The sequence below is a fragment of the Pedosphaera parvula Ellin514 genome (assembly GCF_000172555.1).
Taxonomy (GTDB): Bacteria; Verrucomicrobiota; Verrucomicrobiia; order Limisphaerales; family Pedosphaeraceae; genus Pedosphaera.
In genome coordinates this window covers 43,453-57,285 of sequence record NZ_ABOX02000015.1, presented here as the reverse complement: position 1 = coordinate 57,285, position 13,833 = coordinate 43,453, and the positions used below count along the sequence as shown (strand labels likewise).

Genomic DNA, 13,833 nt, shown 5'->3' with positions numbered 1-13,833 from the left:
CTGATCCCGCCATGAATCATGAATTTTGATGCAGTTATTTTCGATATGGACGGCGTCATTACCAGAACGGCTGCCGTTCATTCACGAGCCTGGAAAGCCATGTTTGATGAATACCTTCGATTCAGGGAGAAGCAGTACGGCGAGCCGTTTCGGGCATTCACTCATTCGGGGGACTATTTATCCTTTGTTGACGGACGGCCTCGATACAAAGGCGTGGCTGCATTTTTGAACTCGAGGGGAATACAGGTTCCGTTCGGCAAGCCCGAAGATGAGCCTCAAAAAGCGACCGTGTGTGGCCTGGGAAATCGAAAGAATGAGTTTTTTAATCGAGTACTCGAAGAAGAGGGCGTCGGGCTTTACGAATCAACAATTGCGCTGATCAAAGATTTACTGGCGGGAGGAATCAAAGTCGGGCTTGCGACTTCCAGCAAAAACTGTTTGCAGATTCTGGAAAAGGCGCGCATCGCGCATTTGTTCGGGACACGAGTGGACGGTATGGTTTCGGCGGAGTTTGGATTAAACGGAAAACCGGAGCCTGATATCTTCACAACAGCGAGCAAAAATCTTGGCGTCAGTTATGCACGCGCGGTTGTTGTGGAGGACGCGGTGTCCGGTGTGCAGGCTGGAGCCAAAGGCGGATTTGGATTGGTCATTGGAGTCGCCCGGGAAGATAATGTCGACGAATTAAAGCATCACGGAGCGGACCTTGTGGTCCGCGATCTTTCAGAAATCAGCGTGGAAGGGATTGATCGGCTGGTTGCCGTGAAGCAGCTGCACGCTATGGTTAGGCAGCCAATTCATTCGACAAGCCTATGAGAAGCAAACCTCTTCTAAACTTCTGGCAGCTCTGGAACATGAGCTTCGGCTACATCGGCATCCAGTTCGGTTTCGCTCTCCAGAATAGCAACCTGAGTCGCATTTTCGAAACGCTTGGCGCCAGGCAGGATGACATTCCGGCTCTGTGGATTGCTGCACCATTGTCCGGGTTGATTGTGCAGCCAATTATCGGCTACATGAGTGATCGGACCTGGAACCGGCTGGGGCGGCGGAAACCTTACTTTCTCAGCGGCGCAATCCTGGCTTCGTTGGCGCTGTTGGTCATGCCCAATTCGCCCACATTATGGGTCGCAGCGGGAATGCTCTGGATGCTCGACGCCTCAATCAACGTCACCATGGAACCCATGCGGGCGTTTGTTGGCGACATGCTGTCGGACGAGCAGCGGACGCAAGGTTTTGCCGTACAGACTTTTTTCATTGGTGCTGCCTCCATCGTCGGTTCGTTGTTGCCCTACATCTTGACCAATTGGTTAAAAATTCCGAACACAGCAGAGGTCGGACTAATCCCGCCATCCGTAAGGTGGGCATTCTACGTAGGCGGCATCATCTACATCAGCGCCGTCCTGTGGACGATTTTTACCACCAAGGAATATTCACCTGCAGAAATGGAAGCGTTTAGTGCGCATGAGACGAATCCTGCCGCGAAGGAACAGAACGAACTCACGCTAAACACGGGGAAATATAACGCCTCCGGTTTCGTGTTGCTGAGTGCAGGTCTCATACTCACGTATTTGGTCAAACATTTCGCATGGGATCGCGCGCTTTACATTCTATCCTTTGGCATCGCCGTCTATGGAGCATTACAACTGACGGCAGCGCAGCTATTCAAATCCGGGATGAAACGCGGTCTGGTTGAAATCATATATGATTTGAACAACATGCCTGGGACCATGCGACAGCTCGCCGTGGTAACAATGTTCACCTGGTTCGCCATGTTCGCGTGGTTCATCTACTGCACGCCGGCGATCACCAGTTTTCACTACGGCACCAGCGATCCACTGACCAAACAATACAACGAAGGCGCTGATTGGGTGGGTGTGCTGAATTCCGTTTACAATGGCATGGCGGCGCTGGTGGCCTTCATTCTTCCGGTCATCGCAAAGAAGACCAGTCGCGTGACCACGCATGTGTTCTGCCTTTTCGTCGGAGGCCTTGGAATGATGTCCCTGCATCTTTTTAAGAACCCACACTTGTTGGTGATTTCCATGGCGGGCCTTGGCATTGCATGGGCGGGCTTGCTCACGATGCCCTACGCGATTTTAAGCAGCGTGGTGCCGCATCGGAAGATGGGAGTGTATATGGGGATGTTTAATTTCTTCATCGTCATCCCGCAAATCCTGGCAGCCGCAACGATGGGACTGATGCTTCGGCACTGGTTCGAAGGACACGCCATTAAGATGATGGTTTTGGGCGGCGTATCCATGATCGTCGCGGGTGTCCTGATGATGTTTGTGAAAGACAACGGCAGAGAAGGAAGCGTGATTCAACATGAGCAAACCTTGGTCGGTCAGCACCAATCAATTCATCAATGAACAGGAAAGCATCATGCGTACTGGTAATGTTTACCAGATTGCGAACGGCTACATGGGATACCGGGGAACGCTGGATGAATTTGGACCCGAACAATTGGTGGGCATCACGCTCGCCGGGATTTTCGATCGCGTCGGCGACGCCTGGCGCGAGCCAGTGAACGCTCCGAATGGCGCCTTTACGCAGGTGTCGCTCGATGGCGTGGACATTTCAGCGCTCTCCACCAGAATCAAGCACCATGAACAAAGGCTGAATCTTTCCAACGCCATCTTCGAACGGGAAACGACGTTTTCGTCGCGAGGAAAAACGCTCACGATCAAATCCTCGCGGTTCTTAAGCGCCAACACGCCGAACCTGGGCGTGATCAGGTTCAGCCTCACCTGCAATACTGCCGCCGCAATCACCATTCACACCGGCATTGATTCCAACATTTGGGACCTGAACGGGCCGCATCTGTTGAAACTGACTCCGGAAAAGCATGGCGGAGTTTTGCTCGTTCACGGCGTTACGAATGAAGCATCCAAACGAGTTGTCGTCGTCGAAGCGATTAAATGTGATTTTGGAAAAGAAGTGCACTCAGCGACCGGCAAAAAACATCTTCGCGTGATTGGCACGAATATTGAGGCCGGAAGAACGTACACGTTTTACAAATACTTTGCCGTGTTCACAGACCATGATCCCGTCAGGAAGTCTGCGAAGAAAGCCGCGATTGAAACGGTCGAACACGCGAAGGCGCACGGCTACGAGGCGTGTTTGAACATACACAACGCCGAATGGGAAAAGAAGTGGAAGCGTTGCGATGTGAAGATCGAAGGCGATGACAAAGCACAACACGCCTTGCGATATAGCATTTTCCAATTGCTGATGGTCGCGCCGGTGAATGGCAGCGCGAACTCGATTCCTGCGCGAGCGTTATCAGGTCAGGTTTACAAAGGCGCCATTTTCTGGGACACGGAAATGTTCATGTTCCCGTTCTTTCTCCATAGTTATCCTGAGAAAGCCGTCGAGTTGTTGCGCTATCGAATCAAAACGTTGGATGGCGCGCGGAGAAAGGCGCAGAGCGAAGGGGTCGGTTATCGCGGCGCGTTCTACGCCTGGGAGAGCCAGGAGACGGGTGATGATGCCTGCACATATTTCAACGTTGGCGATCCGTTCACCGGAAGAGAATTGCGCACGCACTTTCGGGATAAGCAGGTTCACATCAGCGGCGATGTCGCGATTGCCATGTGGGAATATTTCAGGGTAACGGGTGATGATTCGTTGCTGTTGGAAGGAGGCGCGGAGGTCATTTTGGAATGTGCGCGCTTCTACTATTCGTATGCGTATTTCAAAAAGGATAAAAACCGCTACGAGATTCTCGATGTGATCGGCCCGGATGAATATCACGAGCGGATTAACAACAACGCCTTCACCAATATGGTCGTGAAGGCGACGTTTGAAATCGCCATCGCGACGGTCAAGCATCTCAAGCAAAAACATCCTGCGGAGTTGCGTGCGCTCGTGAGGAAGATTGGGATTGAGAACGAACTGTCCTTCTTCGCTGAGGCGGTCAACCTGCTTTACATTCCGGAACCCGACCGGAAGACCGGAATTATCGAGCAGTTCGACGCTTACTTCAAATTGAAGGAGGCGAAGATTGAGGAATTAAAAGCCAGGAAGCTTCATCCCGATGAATATCTCGGCGCCGGTCAAGGCCTGGCTGTTCCGACCAAAGTCATCAAGCAGGCCGATGTGGTAATGATGTTGAACCTCTTCAAGGAGCGCTACCCGGCAAAAGTCAAAAGGGCCAATTGGGAATATTATGAGCCACGTAGCGAACACGGATCAAGCCTCAGTGCTTGCGCCTACGCTATGCTCGCTGCGGACATCGGCAAGCTCGACTGGGCGTATCGCTATTTTCTGCAGACCGCGAAGATCGATCTTGAGGCCAAGTACAAAGTTTTCGTGGGAACGATTTTCATGGGCGGGTCGCATCCGGCTGCCAACGGCGGAGCCTGGATGACAGCAGTGTTTGGCTTTGGCGGCCTCAAGGTGAATGTAGATCACGTTGCACTCAATCCTCGGCTCCCTAAAAGGTGGAAATGTTTGGAGTTTAGTATCGTTTACAAATGTGACCGATTCGATCTGAAAATCACCAACGCCGAGGTGACGATAATCGCTGCAGCTTCGAACAGAAGTGAGCGCAGGTTCATTGTGGCGGGCAAGGAGGCCTATTGCACGCCAGGAAACTCCAACCAACTGAAGCTCCACCGAGGCAAGCGAACAGGTTGAACCGCCGATTTGACCAAGCCTTGATCGGGGTGACATGGGCCTGTCACCATTTCATGTGACTGTCAGCCCGATGACCGGTTGCTCTACCTTCGCAGCCATCCATAAAAACACATGCAACATTTCGCGACCCGGCGTCACTCGCTCAGGTGCGATGCGTTGACTGCAAACAACAGAACCATATGAGACGAAAAGCCCACCAACTCGCCGGTGCGGTGCTCAGCACAGCCACATTGCTCAGCGCCCTCGCGGTTCAAGCGACAACATACACTGCCACCAACAATGCGGCGTGGAACACTGCCAGCACCTGGGATCCAAACGGAATTCCCGGCGCATCAGACGCAGCGATAATTCCAATCGGCAAAACCGTGACCTATGGAGGCTCGCCCGCCACAGTCGGCGCGATTCAAATTGCCGGAACGTTTTCCATCTCGGCTGCCGGCACGCTGGGCGACATATCGATTGAAAGCACAGGCACGTTCAATCCCACCGCGTCTGGTGCGGCTGTTATTTTTAGCGGCAACGTCACAAACCAGGGCAACATGTCCATCACCGCACTTGGTTCAGGAACGATTTATACCTACAACGGCACGGGCAAAATTTTGGCGGGCAACATCAGCAATGTCGTTGCAGTGATCAACGGGACATACCAGAACGTTGGAACATTTGTTACCGGACTTAAAGGAACGCAGGACGCGCTGAAGGGTTCAGGTGCATTGGCCAACCTCGCGACCCTCGTTCTGGCCAGTGGCCAGAATACAACCCCCTCGATTGCCACGCTGGATTGCAGCGCCGTTCCGAACCTTGTCACGTGGACCGGCTTCAATGGAACTGCGACGCCCAAGGCGACGGCTTACTACGACCTTGTGCTCGGGAGTACCGGGACTGCGGGGTGGAATCTGAACGGTGTCGGCCTGAGCATCGCCCATAACCTCACTATCTTGAATACTGCATCTGTCAATTCCTGGCCGTTGAATGGCACCATTCCCGGCACGTTCACTTATTCGGCCTCATCTTCAACGGCGAGCACATTTCCCGCGGCATTCACTGTGGGCGCGTTTAACATGAGCAATGGACGCATCACAATCCCCGCCGCAGCCACGCTCACCGTCACGAATACCGGCGCGGGCGTTTGGACGCGCTCGGGCGGCAGCTTTACCCCGAATGCGACTGGCACTGTTCGTTTCACCGGTGCGGCGCCTGATATCAACGGCGGCTTCACAAGTTTGCTCGTTGACAGCACCGCTACAGGTGCCATTTCCAGCACAAGTCTGTTCGTTACCAACTCGCTGACGATTGCTGCAGGCGCGTCATTGGATGTCACCGCATTGAGCGGAGGCGCTCACGCAATGCCCGGCACGGAATCGTACTTCGGCAGTGGCGTGCTTAAAGGCAACGCCACGACTGTTTCGGGTTCGAAGATTTATGCCGGCACGGATGGCGGTTTTGGCATCAACCACATCACTGGCGACCTGACGATGGCGGCCGGTAGCACGAACGCGATGGATATTGATACCGTTGCGGCGGCTCCTCACGACCTGTTGGTTGTTGATGGCGCATTGAATCTGAACAACACGCGGTTCCGCCTCAAAGCACCGAGCGCGGGCATTGGCATTGATACCGCAAACGATTATCTCCTCGCCACGGCTGCGAGTATTTCAGGCACCCCGGTTTTGCAATGGGTGACCGCGCCTGCAAGTTCGACCAACTACACGCTCATCACTGATGGCACCACCATCAAACTCCATTACACCGGCGGGTCTTCTTCCGGATCTCCGGCACTTTCCCACTCATTCAGCGGCGGCAATCTGACGTTGTCGTGGGACACGACTGCATTTCCTGGATATTATGTCGTGGGCCAGACAAACAGCACAGGTCTGGACACCAACAACGCAAACTGGACTGACTCGGGCAGCGGCGGCATTAGTCCGTTCGTGCTTCCGATTAACCCGGCGAATCCGGCTGTGTTCTTCCGTTTGCGAAAGCCGTGATTTTAGTGGGGCTAACCGTCAGTTGAATCAGGGCGAGCACTTGGTTCACGATAACCAGGTGCTTTTGCCTGTCACCGATTCATGGGACTGTCGCCTTCCCTCCCCTGTTCTAACATAGGTTAAACGATTCAAGTGATGAACTCATCCTGTAGACTACAATGAAAGCCCTTTTCCGATTCGCAGTTTTTCTTTTCGCGGCTATTTGTTCGATTTCAGTTCGCGCCGGTGTGGGCGCTGACACACCGTGGACGACTTATGAAGCCGAGGAAATGAAAACGACCGGCACCGTTCTGGGGCCCAAATACGCTCCCTTCCTGGTTGAAACCGAATCATCGCAGCAGAAGTGTGTGAAGCTCGCCGCTCCGGGAGAATACGTGGAGTTCACCGCACAATCGGCCGCAAATGCGATCGTGGTACGCTACAGCCTGCCGGACTCCGAAACCGGAGGCGGAATAAGTTCGAGTCTTGGCCTTTACAAAAATGGGAAACTCGTGAAGTTGATTCCTGTCACCTCGCGCTATTCATGGCTCTACGGGAATTACCCATTTTCAAACCAGCCCAAGGGGGGAAAGCCGAGAAATTTTTACAATGAACTTCGCTTGAAAGACCAATCCATCGTCAAGGGCGATGTCATCCGATTGCAAAAAACCGAGGACAATGCGGCATATTGCATTATTGATCTTGTTGACCTGGAGAAAATCGCGCCACCGCTCTCTGCACCCACGAAATCGCTTTCGATCATGGATTTTGGGGCCGCTGGCACGGGTGAAAGCGACGATACCGAAGCGTTGAGAAAGTGCATCGCAGCGGCGAAGAAGCAGGCTAAAACCGTTTGGGTGCCCGCCGGCGTTTACAAACTTACCGGCGATATCGTCCCCTCATCAGACATGACGATTCAAGGCGCAGGCATGTGGCATACAACCTTTGTCGGTGATGCCGAGCTTTACAGCCAGGCTGAAAAGCGAATCAGGTTCAAACTCACCGGCAGCAACATCCGTCTCGCGGATTTCGCAATTGAAGGAAAACTGAATTACCGCGACGACAATGAAGCGAACGATGGAATTGTCGGAGCTAACTGCGAGAAGGCCACCATTTCCCGTGTTTGGGTGGAACACACCAAGGTCGGCGCGTGGATCTATAACGGCGCCAAATTGACTATTGAAGAGTGTAGATTTCGAAACCTGCTTGCCGACGGGGTAAATTTCTGCGTCGGGACGCGTGAGTCGGTCGTTCAAAACTGCACGGCTCGCGGCACAGGCGACGACTGTTTTGCGATCTGGCCCGCGCCGTCCGATCAAGGTTTTGCTGAGAATAACGTGCCTGGACTAAACATCTTTCGCCGCTGCACTGGCCAATTGACTTTCCTTGCAAACGGCGCGGCGATTTACGGTGGCACTGACAATAAGGTCGAGGACTGTCTGTTCACCGACATTTCGAGCGGGTGCGGAATATTGATTAGCACAACATTTCCAACTTCGGATGAGGCCCGCAAGATTGATAACAACTTCAGCGGAACAACGGTTGTGAGGAACTGCGATCTGATTCGCTGCGGCGGTTACGATCACGGTTGGACTTGGCGCGGTTCATTCCAGCTTTGTATGGATCGCCGGAGCATTTCCGGCGTGCAAATCAACAACATAAACATTCGTGACAGCTTCTCTGACGGCCTGACGATCGTCGCACCTGGCGGCAAAAAGGGACAAGGCACGCTTTCCAACGTGCGCCTCGAAAACGTGAATATCCCCAACTGCGGAATCGGCTCGGACTCGCGACGCGGTTTGTGGATCCGCGAGGACGCCGCCGGAAGCCTGGTGCTCGTGAATTCCCAAATCGCAGACATTCAAAATAGTTCTTCCAAATTTGAGATTTTGAGGCAATAAAATGACTGAGCCCCATAACACGCCTTGCTTGGCACAATGTCCCCATTTCATGGGACTATGCTGGAAGCAAGGCTTTGAGTAAGAATTACCTCAATCACCCGAAAGACTCAGCGAAACCAACTCTATGAAATACATCAATAGGCCCATCACCCTCCTTGCATTGACTGCGTGCATGACAATGGCCCGTTCGACAAAAGCGGACACCACCATCAGCACGTTTGACACGCCCGGTTTTTCCCCACCGAACGCACTCTATGCTTCGTGGTCCTCGGCGACGGTTACCCCCACCCCAACCAATTACATCATCGGTTCCTCCGGTGGCTATGGCAGTCTTTGGAAGCAGGTCGGCCCCATCAATGCAGCGGGGAACTCGAATATTGTTTTTGATGTCACCCTTAGCTCAACCGATACGAATGCCAGTGGGAAAATCGGACCGATCATCACTCTGACAGACGGTGATGGCACGGTCGTCAGCTACCGCTGGTACGGACGGACCTTGGGGAATCATATTCTGACCGGCAGTTTGTCCAATGTCGCCCAAAGCAGCGATAATGGCGCCACAAACAACACAGGCTATCTGATTGTCGGTAACCCGGCCAATCTTGATCTCTCATCCATCTGGCATCTCAACGTGGAACTGGATCCGTCCACTTACGGCGGCGCTTACACCGTCGCGCTTAACGACGTCAAATTTACGAGTGGGAGCAGTGGCGTCAGCACGGGCGTTTGCGCGGTGGTGAGCTCATTTGACAACCTCAGTCTGAGTGGAACATATGGCAATTGGACCACTCAAACGCCAACGGCCAATAGTTTGCAGATTACCGCCAGCGGTTTTGGCGGTGGGTTCCGCGGCGTCACTCCAGCCATCAACACCACGTCGGACAAAACCCTTCAACTGAATGTTACGTTGACCGCTCCGAGCGGAGCGAACGGGACACTGGGTCCTATCGTCGTCCTTGAAGACGGGGACGGCACGCAACTGCGTTACACATGGTATGGCCAGAACCCCGGCACCAATCTGGTGTTGACCAGTGCACTGAACGCGGGCGTCGTTGCGCAGGCCGGGTCGGTCCCCGGTTTTGATTTTTCAACCATTTCGTTCTTTCACATCCAGCTCGATCCGAGCACGTATTCGGGCAGCTACACTGTCGCATGGAACGATCTCTCAATCATCGGTTGCGATGGCGGCGGCGATGGAGGTGGCGGCACCAACACGGGAGTTTGTGCAACCATCAGCACGTTCGACAATTTCTTCATGGGCGGAGATTACGTCGGCTGGCAAAGCGCGAATGAGGTTTCCACTGCCACAAGCTGGCAGATGACGGCCACAGGCTTTGGTGGGGGCTTCGCAGCCATCACTCCAAATATCACGACGACCCCGGATCGGACACTGCAATTCAATGTGACGCTGACAGCTCCCGCTGAGGCCAATGGTAAGCTGGGACCGCTTGTAATTCTCGAAGATGGCGATGGCACTCAGTTGCGCTACGCCTGGTATGGACAGAGTCCGGGCACAAACCTGGTATTGACCAGTGCGTTAAGCGCGGGAGTAAACGCACAAGCCGGAAGCACGCCAGGATTTGACTTCAATAGCATTGCATTCTTCCACCTGCAACTGGATCCGAGCTCTTATTCAGGAAGTTACACCATCGCCGCCAACGATCTTTCCATCATCGGTTGTCCGGCAGAGACGATTCAGATCACGTCATTCAGTTACAATTCGAGCAGTGGTCAATTCACTCTAATGTGGACCTCAGATAATGGAGCAACCTACGCGATTCAGGCAGGCTCAGATCTATCGAGCCTGACGGATTTGGTCACCGGAATTCCGTCCAGCGGCAGCACGACTACGGCGACCGTTACGCCCGGAAATGCGACCAAGAGCTTCCTTCGAGTCAGAAAGCAATAATTAGGTCCACCGCAGAATTGGTCGATTAGGAAAAGCCAGCGGAATCCCTCGCTGGCTTTTCGGTTAAAACTGGTGTTTAATGATGACATGCCCCCGTCGGTGAAAACCAAATAACTGAATGAATTACATGGTCTTTCCCGGCCGCTTTTGGCCGTCGTTCCGAGCGTGCATCTCTCAGTTCGCTTCAGTCCTGATTTTCATCTGTTTTTGCCAGCGCGCGTTTGGAATCAGTGGCGCCGTTGTTCCCTGGACCACCTACGAAGCGGAAAGCATGACGGTAAACGGGGCCATTTTAGGACCGGCCTACACCCCAAACGTTGTGACGTCGGAATCAACCGGCCGAAGATGCGCGCAGTTGAGTTCCACCGGTCATTACATTCAATTCACTGCCCAGGCCACGGCAAATTCCCTCGTGGTGCGATACAGCGTGCAGGACTCTGCCGACGGAGTCGGCACAGATTACACGATAAGTCTCTACAAAAATGGCACTTTCATCGGCAAACTTCCCGTCACATCGAGGTATTCCTGGCTTTATGGTTCATATCCCTTCGTCAACACGCCGGGCAGCTCGCCGCGCAATTTTTTCGATGAAGCACGCACGAACGGTGTGTCCATCAGCGCCGGTGATGTGATCAGATTGCAAAAGGATGCGACCGACACTGCCCCCTACTACATCATTGACCTTGTTGACCTGGAGGACGCAACCCCTGCTCTCAGCCAGCCGGGCGGGTCAGTTTCCATCAAGAGCGCGCCGTACAACGCCGTCGGGGATGGCGTGGCTGACGACACCGCCGCTTTGCAAAATTGTATCAACGGGAACAACAACGTGTGGATCCCTCCCAGCACCTACAAAATCACTGGCTCGATCAGCATCCCATCGAATCGTACAATTCGGGGCGCTGGCATGTGGTACACAACATTGGTGGGCGAACCATCTCTGTACGGTAGTTCAAATCGCCGCGTCACCTTGAACGGCAGTGGCAGCAATATTCAGCTTTCCGACTTCGCGATTATCGGGAAGTTGAATTATCGAAACGATAGCGAGCCGAACGATGGCCTGGGCGGTTCGTATGGCACCGGCTCAACCATCTCACGCCTTTGGGTGGAGCACACCAAGGTTGGCGGATGGATCATCAACTCGCTTGGCCTGGTCGTGGACAGTTGTCGCTTCCGCAACACCATCGCCGACGGAATCAACTTCAGTGTCGGAATGCGTAGTTGCACGGTCACGAATTGTGCGGCTCGCGGCACCGGCGATGATTGCTTTGCCATCTGGCCGGCGACGTACACTTCGCAGACATACACGCCCGGATTGAACGTCATTACGCACTGCACGGCGCAGACACCTTTTCTCGCCAACGGCGGCGCAATTTACGGTGGCGACAGCAACAGGATCGAGGATTGCCTTGTTCAAGACATGCCGTACGGCTCCGGAATCCTGTTCAGCACAACATTCGCGGTCGGCGCGAATAATTTCAGCGGTACCACCATCGCACAACGTTGCGACTTGAATCGCTGCGGCGGTTACGATCCCGGCTTCACCTGGCGCGGTGCGGTCCAGCTTTGCCTCGACCACAAAAGCATGTCCGGCGTGAACCTGAACAATTTGATGATTACCAACAGCATTTCCGATGGCGTGAGCATCATCGCGCCAGGCAGCAGCACCGGCACTGGCGTCGGCACGCTGGCAAATGCGATCATGTCGAACGTGGTGATTCCAAATTACGGTTTGGGCACGAGTGGTCGCCACGGTTTATGGGCGCGCAGCGACACAATCGGAAGCATGACAGTCAGCAACTCCTCCATTGTGGAATATCAGGAGGCGTCAGCCAATTTTTCCTTTAATTTTGCGACCTCGAATGTCCCGGTTGTCGTGCAAACCGCTCCGTCAGGACGCTCCTTCTCGGTGGACAGCACCAACTACAGTACCGCGCAGACGTTCAACTGGCTCTATGGTTCATCGCACACTATTTCCACCACTTCACCGCAGGCTGGCGGAACGGGAACACAATACGTCTGGAGCGACTGGAGCGATGGTGGAGCACTCTCACACTCGATCACAGCTACAAGTCCTGCCACGAACACAGCGAGTTTCAGGACACAGTATTTCTTGACGATGAACGTGGATGCCGGCGGCAGTGTGACTCCAGCCAACCGCTGGACGAACAGCGGCGCAATCCTGAGCATCAGTGCAAATGCATCAAACGGATACAGTTTTACCGGTTGGACTGGAAACGGGAACGGCTCGTATTCGGGAATGGACAATCCTGCGATCATCGCGATGAACGGCCCGATCACTCAGACCGCCCATTTCGCTCCCAACAACATTTCAGTCACTGTTCAACCCAATCCGTCGGGACGATCATTCACAGTGGACGGGACGGATTACACCAACGCGCAAGATTTCAGTTGGATGCCAGGTTCAGTTCACACCATCGCGACGAGCTCGCCTCAAAGCAGTGGCGCAGGCACTCGATTCGTCTGGAGCTCGTGGAGCAACGGTGGGGCAATTTCGAACATTGTTGCACCGGCAACAAACACGGTTTACACGGTGAACTTCTCGCCCGAATACTATCTGACAACGGTTGCAGGTTTCGGAGGAAGCGTCTCCCCCGCCAGCGGCTGGTACAGTAACAGTGCGGTGTTGAATGTGAGCGCCACCGCTTCAAATGGCTACGGCTTTGACAGCTGGAGCGGGAGTGGCGTGGGATCATATTCTGGCAACAACAATCCGGCGGTCGTCACACTCAACGGGCCAGCCACGCAAAGCGCCAATTTTATCGGGATGATGAAAACACTCAATTTGACCGCCGACCTCTCTTTTGGTCCTGTGCCAATCGGATCGTCAAGCAATCGAGTATTTACCATCAGCAATTCCGGGAATGCGGTCCTGACCGTGAGTTCGATTACGTGCCCAACGGTATTCAATGGAGACTGGGCTGGCTCGATTCCGCCCGCCAGTTCGACGAATGTCGTGCTAACATTTTCGCCGCTTGCGGCAACGAACTACTCTGGCTACGTAACTGTTATTTCAGATGCCACCAGCGGAAGCAATGCGTTGTTTGCGTCTGGCATCGGCTTCATCACCAATACCCCTCCGGCTCAATCCATTTTGGAAATCAGCCTGATCGGTGATCTGGTAAAGATCACGTACGCAGCCACCCCGGGCTTTTTGTACCATCTGGAAACAACGACGACTATTTCCGCGCCGGAGTGGTCGGCTGTTGCCGACAGTTGGACGAACGCGACTGCCAACATGGTGACTTTCACCGACACCAATTCGCCGACGCTGGCTCCTCGCTTTTATCGGATCATTTCGCCGTAAAGTTGTCCCCACTTCATGTGACGATGCGTGACCCCGGAACCTGAGCTATGGTTTCGGCCGGTAACAAACGAACCATCACCATCCCAGAAAGCG

Annotated in this window: 7 protein-coding genes; all 7 read left to right on the top strand. The window is 53.9% G+C overall.

From position 1 onward, the window contains the following. Positions 1-18 precede the first annotated feature (18 nt). The 7 genes from CFLAV_RS13625 to CFLAV_RS33690 all read left to right on the top strand — a co-directional run bounded on the left by CFLAV_RS13625 (position 19) and on the right by CFLAV_RS33690 (position 13,740). The gene (locus CFLAV_RS13625; RefSeq protein WP_007415324.1) at positions 19-816 is read left to right on the top strand and encodes an HAD family hydrolase; all 798 of its coding nucleotides are present in this window, start codon (positions 19-21) and stop codon (positions 814-816) included. Further along, positions 813-2,369, top strand: coding sequence for an MFS transporter (locus CFLAV_RS13620; RefSeq protein ID WP_007415323.1), 1,557 nt, complete (start codon positions 813-815; stop codon positions 2,367-2,369). The genes CFLAV_RS13625 and CFLAV_RS13620 overlap by 4 nt, the downstream gene beginning before the upstream one ends. Beyond that, positions 2,326-4,638, top strand: coding sequence for a glycosyl hydrolase family 65 domain-containing protein (locus CFLAV_RS13615; protein WP_007415322.1), 2,313 nt, complete (start codon positions 2,326-2,328; stop codon positions 4,636-4,638). Before CFLAV_RS13620 ends, CFLAV_RS13615 begins: the two co-directional genes overlap by 44 nt. 179 nt (positions 4,639-4,817) lie before the next feature. Then, a complete protein-coding gene (locus tag CFLAV_RS13610; RefSeq protein WP_007415321.1) occupies positions 4,818-6,626 on the top strand; it encodes a beta strand repeat-containing protein in 1,809 nt (602 codons plus the stop codon). 158 nt (positions 6,627-6,784) lie between these two features. Continuing rightward, positions 6,785-8,506, top strand: coding sequence for a glycosyl hydrolase family 28-related protein (locus CFLAV_RS13605; RefSeq protein ID WP_007415320.1), 1,722 nt, complete (start codon positions 6,785-6,787; stop codon positions 8,504-8,506). A gap of 124 nt (positions 8,507-8,630) precedes the next feature. Beyond that, positions 8,631-10,415, top strand: a complete 1,785-nt coding sequence (locus CFLAV_RS13600; RefSeq protein ID WP_007415319.1) for a hypothetical protein — start codon at positions 8,631-8,633, stop codon at positions 10,413-10,415. Positions 10,416-10,533: 118 nt separating this feature from the next. Continuing rightward, complete coding sequence (locus tag CFLAV_RS33690; RefSeq protein WP_007415318.1) at positions 10,534-13,740, top strand: InlB B-repeat-containing protein; 3,207 nt, start codon at positions 10,534-10,536, stop codon at positions 13,738-13,740. Positions 13,741-13,833 lie beyond the last annotated feature (93 nt).